At 61.9% G+C, this 14,815-nt stretch carries 13 protein-coding genes; 6 read left to right on the top strand and 7 right to left on the bottom strand.

What is annotated here, in order from left to right:
- Positions 1 to 136 precede the first annotated feature (136 nt).
- Entirely contained in the window at positions 137 to 769 is a 633-nt protein-coding gene (gene rhtB / locus AB4O22_RS27950; RefSeq protein ID WP_460097628.1) for a homoserine/homoserine lactone efflux protein, read from the top strand.
- A 100-nt stretch (positions 770 to 869) separates the two neighbouring features.
- On the opposite strand, the gene AB4O22_RS27955 is transcribed toward rhtB, so the two are convergent.
- From AB4O22_RS27955 to AB4O22_RS27970, 4 genes are all read right to left on the bottom strand, one after another.
- Positions 870 to 1,613: a hypothetical protein gene (locus tag AB4O22_RS27955; protein WP_003206756.1), complete on the bottom strand. Its 744-nt coding sequence runs from the start codon at positions 1,611 to 1,613 to the stop codon at positions 870 to 872.
- A 3-nt stretch (positions 1,614 to 1,616) separates the two neighbouring features.
- On the bottom strand, positions 1,617 to 2,204 hold the full coding sequence (lpoB, locus tag AB4O22_RS27960) for a penicillin-binding protein activator LpoB (RefSeq protein WP_003177333.1): 588 nt from the start codon (positions 2,202 to 2,204) through the stop codon (positions 1,617 to 1,619).
- Positions 2,205 to 2,400: 196 nt separating this feature from the next.
- Positions 2,401 to 2,772 carry a YcfL family protein gene (locus AB4O22_RS27965; RefSeq protein WP_460097629.1) on the bottom strand — a complete coding sequence of 124 codons (372 nt, stop codon included), beginning with the start codon at positions 2,770 to 2,772 and terminating at the stop codon, positions 2,401 to 2,403.
- 18 nt (positions 2,773 to 2,790) lie between these two features.
- Positions 2,791 to 4,185, bottom strand: a complete 1,395-nt coding sequence (locus AB4O22_RS27970) for a COG3014 family protein (RefSeq protein WP_027912773.1) — start codon at positions 4,183 to 4,185, stop codon at positions 2,791 to 2,793.
- Between the two features lie 313 nt (positions 4,186 to 4,498).
- Here AB4O22_RS27970 and AB4O22_RS27975 point away from each other — a divergent pair, with 313 nt between their 5' ends.
- Complete coding sequence (locus AB4O22_RS27975) at positions 4,499 to 6,397, top strand: FTR1 family protein (protein WP_460097630.1); 1,899 nt, start codon at positions 4,499 to 4,501, stop codon at positions 6,395 to 6,397.
- A 111-nt stretch (positions 6,398 to 6,508) separates the two neighbouring features.
- Positions 6,509 to 6,964 carry a YaiI/YqxD family protein gene (locus AB4O22_RS27980; RefSeq protein WP_003206748.1) on the top strand — a complete coding sequence of 152 codons (456 nt, stop codon included), beginning with the start codon at positions 6,509 to 6,511 and terminating at the stop codon, positions 6,962 to 6,964.
- Positions 6,965 to 7,086: 122 nt separating this feature from the next.
- Here the strand turns inward: AB4O22_RS27980 and elbB are convergent, their stop codons facing one another.
- Positions 7,087 to 7,755, bottom strand: coding sequence for an isoprenoid biosynthesis glyoxalase ElbB (gene elbB, locus AB4O22_RS27985; protein WP_003206746.1), 669 nt, complete (start codon positions 7,753 to 7,755; stop codon positions 7,087 to 7,089).
- 123 nt (positions 7,756 to 7,878) lie between these two features.
- On the opposite strand from elbB, the gene AB4O22_RS27990 reads away from it, so the two are divergent.
- Positions 7,879 to 9,126 carry a sterol desaturase family protein gene (locus tag AB4O22_RS27990; protein ID WP_223472077.1) on the top strand — a complete coding sequence of 416 codons (1,248 nt, stop codon included), beginning with the start codon at positions 7,879 to 7,881 and terminating at the stop codon, positions 9,124 to 9,126.
- Here AB4O22_RS27990 and AB4O22_RS27995 read toward each other — a convergent pair.
- Positions 9,107 to 9,730, bottom strand: coding sequence for a DedA family protein (locus tag AB4O22_RS27995; protein ID WP_057449464.1), 624 nt, complete (start codon positions 9,728 to 9,730; stop codon positions 9,107 to 9,109). The two genes, AB4O22_RS27990 and AB4O22_RS27995, sit on opposite strands and share 20 nt — an antisense overlap.
- Before the next feature lie 205 nt (positions 9,731 to 9,935).
- Here AB4O22_RS27995 and hemB point away from each other — a divergent pair, with 205 nt between their 5' ends.
- Positions 9,936 to 10,949, top strand: coding sequence for a porphobilinogen synthase (gene hemB / locus AB4O22_RS28000; RefSeq protein WP_003206741.1), 1,014 nt, complete (start codon positions 9,936 to 9,938; stop codon positions 10,947 to 10,949).
- A 17-nt stretch (positions 10,950 to 10,966) separates the two neighbouring features.
- Positions 10,967 to 13,183 (top strand): polyphosphate kinase 1, encoded by a 2,217-nt coding sequence (gene ppk1 / locus AB4O22_RS28005; protein WP_003206739.1) that lies wholly within the window; start codon positions 10,967 to 10,969, stop codon positions 13,181 to 13,183.
- Between the two features lie 100 nt (positions 13,184 to 13,283).
- Here the strand turns inward: ppk1 and ppx are convergent, their stop codons facing one another.
- The gene (ppx, locus tag AB4O22_RS28010; protein WP_003206738.1) at positions 13,284 to 14,786 is read right to left on the bottom strand and encodes an exopolyphosphatase; all 1,503 of its coding nucleotides are present in this window, start codon (positions 14,784 to 14,786) and stop codon (positions 13,284 to 13,286) included.
- Positions 14,787 to 14,815: the final 29 nt, after the last annotated feature.

Here is a 14,815-nt window from a genome sequence, read left to right on the forward strand (position 1 = left end):
GCTGCGCAGCCCAGCGGGGGCAAGCTCCCTTGCCACGGTGTTCAAGCCGGCTTAAGTGCTTGCGCAAAAAACGGTGGTCAACGGCCTGGCGGCGCATTAGCTTAGTCGTTTCGATGAATCCGAGCTGAGGTGTGCAATGTTGCTGGAAACATGGCTGGCGTTTTTTGCCGCATGTTGGGTGATCAGTCTTTCCCCTGGTGCCGGTGCCATTGCATCGATGTCCAGTGGCTTGCGCTACGGCTTCTGGCGCGGTTACTGGAACGCCTTGGGCCTGCAATTGGGCCTGGCGTTGCAAATCGTGATCGTCGCCGCCGGTGTTGGCGCGATCCTCACTGCGTCGGCCACTGCGTTCTATGCAATCAAATGGTTCGGCGTGGCCTACCTGGTCTACCTGGGGGTCAAACAGTGGCGAGCCATTCCCGGTGAAATGACCGACGATACGGGCCCGCGGCCCATCGGCAAGCCCTTGGCGCTGGTTTTTCGCGGCTTCCTGGTCAACATCAGCAACCCCAAGGCGCTGGTGTTCATGCTGGCGGTGTTGCCGCAGTTCATCAATCCCCATGCCCCGTTGATCCAGCAATACCTGATCCTGGGTGTAACGATGGTCGTGGTCGATCTCATCGTCATGGCCGGGTACACCGGGCTGGCGTCCAAAGTCCTGCGGTTGTTGCGCACCCCGAAACAGCAACGGCGAATGAACCGTGCCTTCGCGGGTATGTTCATTAGCGCGGCGGGTTTGCTGGCGACGATTCGCAAGGCTGCGGCGTAAAACAAAACCCGTGGCGAGGTTACTTTGTGGGAGCAAGCCTTGCTCCCACATAGCCTTGCTCCCACAAGACCTCTGCGCCACAGAGCATTCGCTCAGTGATTCAGCGCAAAATCACCGGCGCCGTATCCCGTGGCAGGTTGTTGCGCTGCACCGGCTCGCTGGGTTGTTGGTAGCTCGGGCCGCCGAGCTGTTCGCTCAGTTGCCGCGCCACGTCTTCCCCCAGGGCCTTGGACACATCGCGCACCACCCGCGGGCGGTTGAGGCTGATGTGCACGTCCCGGTGGTTCAACAGCTTGGTGTCCTGGCCTTCGCCCATGGCCGTAAAGGCCGAGGTGATTTCGTAGGTCTTGGTGTTGATCAGGCTGAAGTCTGCCACCAGGGTCAGCGCCAGCACCGCCGAGTAGCTGTCGGTATTGGCCAGCTCGTTGATGTCGCGGGTGAAGTCGATGTCAGACACCGTGCCGAACAGCACGTAGTCGGCGCCCTTGAAGTTCCCGGCCTTGATGCGTTTGATCACGTCATAGACGTCACCCGTGGACGCCGCGGTGTGGGGCGTGCCCTGGGTCAGCTGGAACATCCCGCTGCGCAGGATCTCGCCCTTGATGTCGCCGGTGAACTTGCGCAGTTCGCCCTGCTCGATGTAGCTGCTGGTGGCTTCCATCTCGTCGTAGCTCGAGGAAGCACTGGCGCTGTAAGGGTTCGCCTGGAAGTTGCTCTGCGCTGAAACGGTGTGGATGTATTCCTCCACCCGTTCCTGGTACGCAAGGTCGGTCACTGCGACTTTCGGGGCCGCCTGCGCGCCAAATGCGCAGGCCAGGGCCATGATGCCTATCCATGTGCGCATGGCTTAACGCTCCGTGGTCTTGCGGATTTCTTTTTCGTCCATCCACTCGGCCAGACCGCTTTCGACGTCGATCAATTGCAGGCTGAATTTGTAGAAGACGTCCTTGTAGTCGCTGCTGCGCTTGACGATCGAGCTGATGGAGCCTTCGAGACGGTACTTGGCAGCGATCATGTTGCCGGTCTTTGCCACGGTGCTTTTCTTGTACAGGCCGCTCTGGTTCTGCAGCTTGAGCTGGTCGACCTGGCTGTCCATGGCGGTGTTGTCGCTGGCAAAACGGGCAGCCCCGGTCTTCATCAGCTGGGTCTTGATGCTGGTGGTGATTTCACGGGTGTCGATGTATTCGCTGGTCTTGTTCTTCACGTCATAGACCTGGACAACCGGGCGACCCTGCAGGATGCCGGACTGGGCCAGGGAGCGGGTCATGGACTCGGCGATCATTTGCAGGTCGGTGGAACCGAACTCGTTGGTCACGGTTTCCACGGCCTTGGTGTCGCCGTAGCTGATGTTCTTGTTGCCCAGGACCGGCGAGTTGTTGGCACAGCCGCTGACCAGCAAGGCGGCGAGGGCGAGGGAGGAGATGCGTACGAACATGTGGGTGCTCTCAATAACTGTATAAAAGGTTTAGTGGCGAGGGGATTTATCCCCGCTGGCTGCGCACTGTAGGGGCTGCCGAAGGCTGCGATCTTTTGATCTTTCGCTTGCGACTCAAGTGTCTGGGGAAGGATCGCAGCCTCGTTGCACTCGTCAGCTCCTACACAGTGCCTACATCAGCTCCTATGGCCCAGGCTCAAGGGGTATTGATTTCCAAGCGGAAATCCACCGCCTTGGGTGTCGGTGCGATGGCCGGCAGGAAACTGGTCTGTTCGCCGTACAGCGTCAGGCTTTTCCAGGTTTCTTCCTCGGCGATCGGAAAGCCTTCCGGCCCCAGCCAGGCAAAGCGGTAATACATCGTCTTGTTGTTGTAGCTGGTGTTGCTCAGCTGCACGTTGACGGTCATGTAGCCGTTTTCCCGGGCCACGCGCATGGCGCCGACCACGATGTTTTTGGTCTTGCCCATCTCCACGACCTTGCTGGCGGCGCTGCCCGGCTCCGGTGGCGGTGGGGTGGCGCACCCGGCCAGCAAGGCCAGGGCACCGACGGCGATCAGTTTTAAACGCATGTGAACAAGACTCCGTTCTTAAGGTTGCTTGAGGGCAAGGGCGGTCGGGTTGGCGCTTGGCATCACCTGGGCCGCCAGGCCACCGGCGAACACCTGGTTACCCACCGCCCGCAGGCTGATGACCTGATAGCGCTGGTCGACGGTGACCTTGACCACCGAGCCGCCCACCGAGCTTGGCAAGGTGACCTGGTGCTCGCCTTTCTTCAGGCGCAGGCGCACCACCTGGGTGTAGTCGGGCAGGGTGCGCCAGGTTCGGGTATCGGCACCTTCGAGTACGGCCGAGGTGAGGCCGACGGCCAGGCCGGCCAAGGGATTGGTGTCGTTGATCTGCTTTTGCGCCACGCCACGGGTGACGGCGCGCACGGTGGTGCGCAGGATGATGCCCGGCATGTCGTCGCGCAGGGCGCGGCGGGACATGGCGGTGGTGCTGTTGAGCTGGGTCAGGTCCAACTGACGACCGTCGACACCGATCTGGCTGAAGGTGGCCGTGGAGGTATCAGGCTTGATCAGCGGGAACGACAACGGCGTGATGACCACGTTGCCGCTGATCGGCAAGGGCAGGGGAATGCGGATCGAGTCCCGGGACGGTGCCAGGCCACTCTGCACTACGATCAGGATGTCGCTGTCATCGTTCTTGGTGGCAGGCTTGTCGAGGTTGAGCAGGGCCTGCTCCAGCAGCGGCGTGTTGGGGCGCAGTTCGGCGGCCTTGCGGTAACCCGGTGCGGCCAGGTCCTTTTCACCCAGGGCTTCATAGACGAAGCCGGCCAGGTAATGGCTGAACGCGCTCTGGTAACTGTTTTTCAGGCTGACCACTTCCGGGGCGTCGAGGCTGGCCACCGGGTAACCCTTGAGGTCCTTGTATTCGGTCTTGACGCCTTGTTTCTCGGCGTCTTCCTCGCGCTTGAGGTATTCCTTGTCCCGCAGGTCGGCGATCACCGCTTCGCGTTCGTGGGTCTTCTTGATCTGGGTCCGCGCCCCGTCGAAGTCATTCACGGCCAGCAGGTTCAGCGCCATCTGCGTGGTCAGCATGACCTTTTCGTAATCGTAGCCTTCGTAGCGGCGCACTTTATCGTTGACCAGGAAGCTGCCGAACTGGGCCAGGTACTTGGCCGTGTCGAGTTTGACCGCGTCCTCCCATTGGCCAACCTGTTGATCGGCGCTGGTCCAGGCCGTCTGGCTGCCAGACAGGTCGCCCTTGGCGCGCAGCAACTCGCCTTTTTCGAAGTAATACAGCAGGTCCTTGTCCTGGCTGGTGTTGTTCTTTTCCAGCAGCGTCAATGCGCCGTCGACGTTGCCGGAAGCCAACTGCTGGTTGGTCTGGGCCAATTCGCTGTCGTAGTTGCGAAAGGCTGAACAGCCGGACAACAAGGTGATCGCACCGAGGGCGACCGAAAAAACGGCACGGGATGCCATGAACATTTCTTCCCTGAGTAACAGCCGGGGTTTGCGGGTCGGGCTGGAGCGATCCCACGGACAAACGTCGGGACGCTGTCGGTTCCTCATAAGAAGAGGAGCTTTTATGCCATCGAACAATAAGAAGGCGGCGCGATTATAAACATGGCGCTTGGCTATGTAATGGCTTTTCAATCTCGAAATGCTGTTTTTGTGACATCACCTCCAAAGCAGGAATCCGATGAAAATGTGCCGTCAAAGCACATCAGCTCTTGAGCCAAAGTCATTGGAAGTGAACAATGTGTTACTTCTTATTACCAATCGAGAGTCATTCATGACTGCGCCGTTCCGTTTCCTGGCCTGGCTTGTACTGCCATGGCTTGCGCTTTGCAGCACCTCGCTGCTGGCCGACACCGTCGAGGGCGCCCCCCAGGCACTGCATTTGCTGGATTACATCGGTGCGGACTACCCGGCGACGGTCGAGGCAGGCAAGGTCATCGAGGACGGGGAATATCGCGAGCAGCTGGAATTCACCCAGGTGCTGGCAGGGTTGATCGCCGGGCTGCCGGCCAAACCGGAAAAGGCTGAATTGATCCAGGGTATCGACACCTTGCGCAGCGCGATCACCCAGCGCCAGGACGGCGGCGACGTCGCGCGCCTGGCGCGGCAACTAGGGGCCAAGCTGGCGGTGGCATATGAAGTCAGCCAGGCGCCGGTGATCACCCCCGATCCCTCCCGCGGCGCGCCGCTGTATGCCCAGAATTGCTCGGTGTGCCATGGGGCCAACGGTGCCGGCGACGGTCCAGCAGGTGTCGGCATGGAACCGCCGCCCGCCAACATGCGGGACGCCCAGCGCCTGGATCGCCTGAGTCTCTATGCGATCTACAACACCGTCGGCATGGGCATCGAAGGCACCGACATGCCGGCCTTCGCCGATCAGCTCGACGACCGTCAGCGCTGGGACCTGGCGACCTACATCGCCAGTTTCAGCGCCGACCCGTCCGCGGCCAAAGGTGAACAGGTCTTCAACCTCGCTGACCTGGCGCGCCAGACCCCGGCCGAAGTCCTCGCCGCGCAAGGCCCGGCAGCGGCGGCGACGTTCCGTGCCCAGCGCGCCCAGCCGCCGCAGGTGCAACGTGGCCCGGCGCAGTTGCTCGACTACACGGCGGCCACCCTGGATAAAAGCATCGCGGCGTACCGTGCCGGTGACCACGACCAGGCCTACGATCTGTCGGTAGCCGCTTACCTGGAAGGTTTCGAGCTGGTGGAAAGCTCGCTGGATAACGTCGACGCCAATGTGCGCAAGGACACCGAAAAGTCCCTGATGGCCTACCGTCAGTCTTTGCAGGACGGTTTGCCAATCGAGCAGGCGGTACAGCGCCTGGACGCGGCCAAGGCCAAGTTGAAGGAGTCAGCCGGCTTGCTGGGCGGCGATGGCTTGAGCTGGTCGTTGAGCTACATCTCCGGGTTGCTGATTCTGCTGCGCGAAGGGCTGGAAGCGATCCTGGTGCTGGCGGCGATCCTGGCGTTCCTGCGCAACACCGGCCAGCAGTCGGCCGTGCGCAGCGTCAACGCCGGTTGGGGCCTGGCGCTGTTGGCCGGCCTGGCGACCTGGGGGCTGGCGGCGTATGTGATCGACGTCAGCGGTGCCCAGCGTGAGCTGCTTGAAGGCGCGACGGCGTTGTTCGCCAGTGTGATGGTGCTGTGGCTGGGTGTGTGGATGCACGACCGTCGCCACGCAGCGGCCTGGCAGGACTACATCAAGAGCAGCCTGGTGGGCGGCGGTGGGCGTTTTGGTTTTGCGATCCTGGCGTTCTTCTCGGTCTACCGCGAACTGTTCGAAGTGATCCTGTTCTACGAAACCCTGTGGCTGCAAGCGGGCCCTGCCGGGCACAACGCGGTGCTGGCCGGTGGCGCGACGGCGCTGGTGTTGTTGGTGGGGCTGGCCTGGGTGATCCTGCGCGGCTCGGCGAAACTGCCGCTGGCGCTGTTCTTCAGTATCAATGCCGCGTTGCTGTGCGCGCTGTCGGTGGTATTCGCCGGTCACGGCGTGAAGGCGTTGCAGGAAGCCGGGATCTTCGGCACCCATCCGGTGGCGTTCTTCGACTTCGACTGGCTGGGCATTCATGCCGACGCCTATTCGCTGGCCGCTCAAGTGGTGGCGATCCTGGCGATCGTGGTGCTGTATGGGCGCAGTTGGGTGGTGGAGAAGCGTCGGCTCCAGGTTTCCTGAAAACCATTCGCTGCGCTCATAATCGCGGGCAAGCCTTGCTCCCACAGTCGGCACTCGCCTGTGGGAGCAAGGCTTGCCCGCGATGCATTTTAATTTAGAGGAAACCATTCAATGCGCGTATGGATCGACGCCGATGCCTGTCCCAAGGCCGCGAAAGACCTGGTGGTCAAGTTCGCCTTGAAGCGCCGGTTCCAGGTGGTGCTGGTGGCTGGTCAGCCGCAGATCAAGCCAGCCCTGGCTTGTGTGAAGCTGATCGTGGTGCCCAGTGGCCCTGATGCGGCGGACGATTACCTGGTGGAGCACGCCGAGCCGGGTGAGCTGGTGATCTGCAGCGATGTGCCCTTGGCCGACCGGTTGGTGAAGAAGGGCGTCGCCGCCCTGGACCCACGAGGCAAAGAGTTCGATGCCCAGAACATGGGCGATCGGCTGGCGGTGCGCAACCTGTTCACCGATTTGCGCGAACAGGGCCACATGGGCGGCGGCCCGGCGGCGTATGGCGAGCGGGACAAGCAGGGGTTTGCCAATGCGCTGGATCGGATCCTGACGCGCCTGACCCGAATCGCTTGAGCCTTGCCCGACCCCCTGTGGGAGCGAGCTTGCTCGCGATGCGGTGTATCAGCCAATGCAAATGTAGCTGAGCCGACGCTATCGCGAGCAAGCTCGCTCCCACAGGGGTAGTGGTGGTGGGGTCAGGCGTCGTTCTCGTGCGTCAGTTCCAACACCCGGTCCACCAGCTTGTTGATGCCAGAAGCCGCTTCGCTGATGTTCTGCGCCAGCATGTAGGCCGGGGTGCTGACCAGTTTGCGCGCGCGGTCTTCAACGATATCGGTGACGGCGCACTCTTCGTGAGTAGCCCCCATTTTGGTCACGGCGGCGGCAGTGTCGACGTCGTTGCCGATGGTGCAGACCACACCCGGGCCATAGATTTTCGCCGCCAGGGCCGGTGAGATGCAGATCAGCCCGACCGGTTTGCCGGCCTCGGCAAAGGCCTCGGTCAGCGCCAGGACTTCTGGTTGGACCGTGCAGCCAGCGCCTTCGACGGCAAAGTTGGAGAGGTTTTTCGCCGAGCCAAAACCGCCGGGTACGATCAGGGCGTCGAAGTCCTCGGCCCTGGCTTCACGCAAGTCCTTCACGTTGCCTCGGGCGATCCGTGCCGATTCCACCAACACATTGCGGCTCTCGGGCATTTCCTCGCCGGTCAGGTGATTGATCACATGCAACTGGGCAATGTTGGGGGCGAAGCACTGGACGTGAGCCCCACGCTGATCGAGGCGCAGCAAGGTGATCACGCTTTCGTGGATCTCGGCGCCGTCATACACGCCACAGCCGGAAAGGATCACTGCAATTTTTTTGCTCATGGGCTTTTCTCCAGATTCATGGCGTTAAATGTCTACTAATTTGTCACTCGTTGCCATAGGGGGATCGGGCAGCTACACCTAATCTGCCGACTATCTCCCCGCCTTGCATGCCCGGGTTGCGTCATGAACTTCATCCTGTATGCCGTGCCGTTCTTCTTCGTGCTGATCGCCGTCGAGTTGCTGGCTGATCGCTGGCGGGGTGTGAGCCACTATCGTGTGGCAGACGCGATCAACAGCTTGAGCACCGGCGTGCTGTCGACCACAACGGGCCTGTTGACCAAGGGCGTGGGGCTGGTGACCTACGCCTTTGCGTTGAAACACCTGGCTGTCATCGAGCTGCCGGCCGACCGGGCCTGGACCTGGGTGTTTGCCTTTGTGCTCTACGACTTCTGCTATTACTGGCTGCACCGCATGGGCCATGAACGCAACATCCTCTGGGCCGCCCATTCGGTGCACCACCAGAGCGAGGACTACAACCTTTCCACGGCGCTGCGCCAGACCAGTACCGGGTTCCTGCTGAGCTGGATCTTCTACCTCCCGCTCGCCGTACTGGGCGTGCCGCTGGTGGTCTTCGTCAGCGTCGCGGCGTTGAATCTGCTGTACCAGTTCTGGGTCCACACCCAGCACATTCCCAAGCTCGGCTGGCTGGAGTGGTGTTTCGTCACGCCGTCCAATCATCGTGCCCACCATGCACAGAACCCTCTCTACATGGATCGCAACTACGGCGGGGTGTTCATTATTTGGGACCGTCTGTTTGGCACCTTCCAGGAAGAAGACGTCAACGAACCGGTGATTTTCGGCGTGACCACGCCGCTGGCGAGCTGGAATCCGTTGTGGGCCAACCTGCAGTTCTATGCGCAGCTATGGGCCGATGCGCGGCGGGCGGGGCGTTGGTGGGACAAGCTGCGGATCTGGCTCATGCCCACCGGTTGGCGACCGGCGGACGTCGCGGCCAAGTACCCGCTGAACAAGCCGGACTTGAGCCAGTTCCGCAAATTCGAGGTGCCGCTGGATGCACGTCAGCAGTGGTACGTGGGGCTGCAGTTCTGCGCCTACATTGCCTTGGGCAGTTATCTGATGAACCTTGAAACCAGCCTGTCGGTCGCCGCCCTGGTGCTGGGTTGGGGCGCGGTGGCGTTCGGTCTGTTCGTGTTGGGCGTGGCCCTGGAGAATCGCCCGTGGGCGTTGCGGCTGGAGCTGTTGCGGCTGGCCTCGAACCTGCCGCTGGTATGGCTGGCGCCCTTGGCCGGGTTGTGGCCGGCCAGCGCTGTGATGAGCCATGGGGCCTGGGCCGGGCTGCTCAGCTACAGCCTGCTCAGCGGCATCGGGCTGTATTGCTGCCGCACTCGGTTTACTCGGTTGGCGTCGTAGGTTCGCCAGACCTGGCTTGCTCCAGGCGCTCGGCTTCGAGGACTTTCCTGGCCAGGCGCGCATTCTTGATGCGTCGGCGCAGCCACAAGACCAGGCCCAGCACCAGCAATGCGCCGAGGACCCACAACTCATACTTCTTGATGCTGCCCAGCATGCCTTCGAGCACCGCGCCAAAGTGGTACGCGGCTGCGGCCAACGCCGTGGCCCAGACCGCCGCACCGATGCCGTTGAGCAACAGGTAGCGACCCGGCGGATAGCCTGACAGGCCGATCGCCACCGGCATCACCGTGCGCAGGCCATAGACGAAGCGGAAGCTCAGGACCCAGATGTCCGGATGCCGGCGAATGTGCTCCAGCGCCCGATCCCCCATCAACTGCCAGCGCGGCTTGCGCGCCAGGAGCTTGCGCCCGTGCTTGCGTCCCAGGAAATACCACAGCTGATCGCCCGCGTAGCTGCCGCAGAACGCCACGACGACCACCAGATTGATGTCCATGTAGCCACGGAACGCCAGGAAACCTGCGAGCACGAGGATAGTTTCGCCTTCGAAGAACGTGCCGATAAACAAGGCCAAGTAGCCGAAGTCATGCAGAAATTGTTGGAGCATTGTCTGGGTGCTGGCGAAATGAACGCGCAGCCTAACCCTTCAGGCACATTCAGGAAAGTATCGAAATGTGTCTCGACGTGAACAATTCCTACAATGACAATAACTGCGACGACAGGACGCAGGTGCACACAACTGTAATGTCTTCGTCATAATGGGCGCTTATAACTGTCACGCTCGCCCGTCAGCACGGGCTCAGGAGTCTGCCGTGAGCTTTACCCCCGCCAATCGTCTGTTCCCTGCTACCCGCCTGCGTCGCAACCGTCGTGATGAGTTCTCTCGTCGGCTGGTGCGTGAAAACGTGCTGACCACCAATGACCTGATCCTGCCGGTATTCGTGCTGGACGGTGAGAACCGTCGCGAAGCGGTGGCGTCGATGCCCGGGGTGGAACGCCTGACCATCGACCTGCTGCTCGAAGAAGCCGCCCACTGGGTCGAGCTGGGCATTCCGGCGCTGGCGCTGTTCCCGGTCACGCCGCCGACCCTCAAGTCCCTGGACGCCGCTGAAGCCTGGAACCCGCAAGGCATCGCCCAACGCGCGACCCGTGCCCTGCGCGCGCGCTTCCCGGAGCTGGGGGTGATCACCGACGTGGCGCTGGACCCGTTCACCACCCACGGGCAGGACGGTATCCTCGATGAAGAAGGCTACGTGCAGAACGACATTACCGTCGATGCACTGGTCAGGCAGGCCCTGTCCCACGCCGAGGCCGGTGCCCAGGTGGTGGCGCCGTCGGACATGATGGACGGGCGCATCCAGGCGATCCGCGAAGCCCTCGAGGTGGCCGGTCACGTCAACGTGCGGATCATGGCCTACTCGGCCAAGTACGCCAGCGCCTATTACGGCCCGTTCCGCGATGCGGTCGGCTCGGCCCTGAACCTGGGCAAGGCCAACAAGGCCTCTTATCAGATGGACCCGGCCAACAGTCAGGAAGCCTTGCACGAAGTGGCGGCTGACTTGTCAGAAGGGGCAGACATGGTCATGGTCAAGCCTGGCATGCCCTACCTCGACATTCTTTGCCGGGTCAAAGACGAATTCAAAGTGCCGACCTTTGTTTATCAGGTCAGCGGCGAGTACGCGATGCACATGGCCGCGATCCAGAACGGCTGGTTGGGCGAAGGGGTGATCCTGGAGTCCTTGACCGCTTTCAAGCGCGCAGGTGCTGATGGCATCCTGACTTACTTTGCTGTGCGCGCCGCCCAATTGTTACGAGAGCAGAAATAGCCTCCCAGGAACTTGCGATGAATACCGAAGGACTCTCCGAAGTTGCCGTAAAAGATGCTCAGCCCGTGGTCGAGCAGATTGCCGAGACACCGCCGACGCTGGAGCCTGCTGCCCCGGCGGTCGTCGAGCCCGCGCCGGCCCCGGCGATTGTGATTCCCAACCTGGATGACAGCAGCCTGTACATCCATCGGGAGCTGTCGCAACTGCAGTTCAACATCCGCGTGCTGGAGCAGGCGCTGGACGAGTCCTACCCGCTGCTGGAGCGGTTGAAGTTCCTGCTGATCTTTTCCAGCAACCTGGATGAGTTTTTCGAGATCCGCGTCGCCGGGCTGAAGAAGCAGATCACCTTCGCCCGTGAACAGGCCGGTGCCGACGGCCTGCAACCGCACCAGGCCCTGGCGCGCATCAGCGAGCTGGTCCACGGCCACGTTGACCGGCAATACGCGATCCTCAACGACATCCTGTTGCCGGAGTTGGAAAAGCACCAGGTGCGCTTCATCCGTCGCCGCTACTGGACCACCAAGCTCAAGACTTGGGTGCGCCGCTATTTCCGCGACGAGATCGCGCCGATCATCACCCCGATCGGCCTCGATCCGACGCACCCGTTCCCGCTGCTGGTCAACAAGAGCCTGAACTTCATCGTTGAACTGGAAGGCATCGACGCCTTCGGTCGCGATTCCGGCCTGGCGATCATTCCGGCGCCACGCCTGCTGCCGCGTATCATCCGCGTGCCGGAAGACGTTGGCGGCCCTGGCGATAATTATGTGTTCCTGTCGTCGATGATCCACGCCCATGCCGATGACCTGTTCCAGGGCATGAAGGTGAAGGGTTGCTATCAGTTCCGCCTGACGCGTAACGCCGACTTGTCGGTGGACACCGAGGACGTCGAAGACCTGGCTCGCGCCCTGCGCGGCGAGCTGTTCTCCCGTCGCTACGGCGATGCGGTGCGCCTGGAGGTGGCCGACACCTGTCCGAAACACCTGTCCGACTACCTGCTCAAGCAGTTCAACCTGCATGAGACCGAGCTGTATCAGGTCAACGGCCCGGTCAACCTGACCCGACTGTTCAGCATCACCGGCCTGGACAGCCATCCGGAACTGCAATACCTGCCGTTCACGCCGCAGATCCCGAAACTGCTGCAGAACAGCGAGAACATCTTCAGCGTGGTCAGCAAGCAGGACATCCTGCTGCTGCACCCGTTCGAGTCGTTCACGCCGGTGGTCGACCTGCTGCGCCAGGCCGCCAAGGACCCCCACGTCCTGGCGGTGCGCCAGACCCTGTACCGCAGCGGCGCCAACTCGGAAATCGTCGATGCCCTGGTGGACGCGGCGCGAAATGGCAAGGAAGTCACGGCCGTGATCGAATTGCGTGCGCGCTTCGACGAAGAATCCAACCTGCAACTGGCCAGCCGCTTGCAAGCGGCCGGTGCGGTGGTGATCTACGGCGTGGTCGGCTTCAAGACCCACGCCAAGATGATGCTCATCCTGCGTCGTGAAGCCGGTGAGATCGTGCGTTACGCCCACTTGGGCACCGGCAACTACCACGCTGCCAACGCCCGCCTGTACACCGACTACAGCCTGCTGACCTCTGACGATGCCTTGTGCGAAGACGTCGGCAAGCTGTTCAGCCAGTTGATCGGCATGGGCAAGACCCTGCGCATGAAGAAACTGCTGCATGCGCCGTTCACCCTGAAAAAGGGCATGCTCGACATGATCGCCCGGGAGACGCAGTTCGCCCTGGACGGCAAGCCGGCCCACATCATTGCCAAGTTCAACTCGCTGACCGACCCGAAGATCATTCGTGCGTTGTACAAGGCCAGCCAGTCGGGCGTGCGCATCGACCTGGTGGTGCGTGGCATGTGCTGCCTGCGACCGGGCATTCCGGGGGTGTCCCACAACATCCACGTACGCTCGATCATCGGGCGCTTCCTGGAACATACGCGGGTGTTCTACTTCCTCAACGGCGGAGAGGAGCAGATGTTTCTGTCCAGCGCCGACTGGATGGAGCGCAACCTCGACAAGCGGGTCGAGACCTGCTTCCCGGTGGAAGGCAAGAAGCTGATCCTGCGGGTCAAGAAAGAGCTGGAAAGCTACCTTACCGACAACACCCACAGCTGGAGCTTGCAGTCGGATGGCCGTTACATCCGCAACACGCCGACCGGCAACCAGAACCCGCGCAGCGCCCAGGCGACCTTGCTCGAGCGCTTGAGCAGCCCGGTGTTGGCGGTTCGTTAAGCGCTTGAAGGTTGGGGGGCAGGCTTAGCTTTTGTGGCGAGGGGATAAATCCCCTCGCCACAGGGGTTGCAGCTGGACCACAAGGGACTCCAGCAAGCAATCAGTGAATGTTCAGCACAATCCCGACCCGGGTCAGCCATTCCGCTTCCTGGGCGAAGTCGGCCTGGGTCAGTTGGTTCTCTTCCAGCCAATTTTCGGGAAACAGCACATCCAACTGATCGCCATTGGCGTGCAGGACCACCTGGGGCATTTCCTGGGTGCCACGGATGTGATGGAACAGGATCGCAAAGCGCAGCAGCACGCACAGGCGAATCAGCTTGATGCCGTCATCGCCGAACTCGGCAAATTTATCCTTGGGAATGTTGCGCCGATGGCCGCGCACCAACAGCGCGAGCATTTGCTGGTCTTCCCGGGAAAACCCCGCCAGGTCCGAATGCTCGATCAGGTAGGCGCCATGCTTGTGGTAGTGATAGTGGGCGATGTCCAGGCCTACTTCATGGACCTTGGCGGCCCAGCCCAGCAACTCGCGCCAGACCCCGTCGTTCAAGTCCCAATCGTCGGCCACCTGGTCGAAGGCGTGCAGCGCCTTGCGTTCGACCCGTACGGCCTGTTCCAGGTCGACGTGATAACGCTCCATGAGCGAGCCCAGGGTGCGCTCGCGCACGTCTTCGTGATGATGACGCCCCAGCAGGTCATACAGCACGCCTTCGCGCAGGGCGCCTTCACAGTGGTCCATGCGTTGCAGTTCGAGGGCGTCGAAAATCGCCTCGAGGATGGCCAGGCCCGCGGGGAAAATCGCCCGGCGATCAGGCTTGATGCCTTCGAAATCGATCTTGTCCGCTTCGCCGAGCTTGAACACCCTGCGCTTGAGCCAGGCCAGGCCCTCGGCGTTGACCTCGCCAGTGCCGTGACCGCCGGCCTTGAGAGCCAGGCCTATGGCCCGAATGGTCCCTGAGGAGCCGATGGCTTCGTCCCAGGTCAGGCGGTGCAGGGCGTGTTCGATGCTCATGATTTCCAGGCGCGCCGCCGTGTAGGCCTGGGCGTAGCGGGCCGGGGTGATCTTGCCGTCGCGGAAATAGCGCTGGGTGTAGCTGACGCAACCCATCTGCAGGCTTTCGCGCAGCAGTGGTTCGAAGCGCTGGCCGATGATGAATTCGGTACTGCCGCCACCGATGTCCGCCACCAGGCGCTTGCCCGGGGTGTCGGCCAATGTGTGGGAAACGCCCAGATAGATCAGGCGGGCTTCTTCACGGCCGGAAATGACTTCTACCGGATGCCCGAGGATTTCTTCGGCGCGGCGGATAAACTCGCCACGGTTGCGCGCCTCGCGCAGGGCGTTGGTGCCCACGATCCGCACCGCGCCCAGGGGCATGCCATTGATCAGTTGGGCAAACCGCTTGAGGCAATCGAGCCCGCGCTGGATGGATTCTTCGCTCAGCTTGCGCTCTTCGTCGATACCGGCGGCCAGTTGGACCTTCTCGCCGAGCCGCTCAAGAATGCGGATTTCCCCGTTCTGGGCCTTGGCGACGACCATGTGGAAGCTGTTGGAGCCCAGGTCTATGGCAGCGATCAGGGACAGATTCTTGGCTTGGGATGGCGGCATGGTCAAAAAGTCTCGGTCGATAACCACGT

This window comes from Pseudomonas sp. S3_B11 (assembly GCF_054667715.1).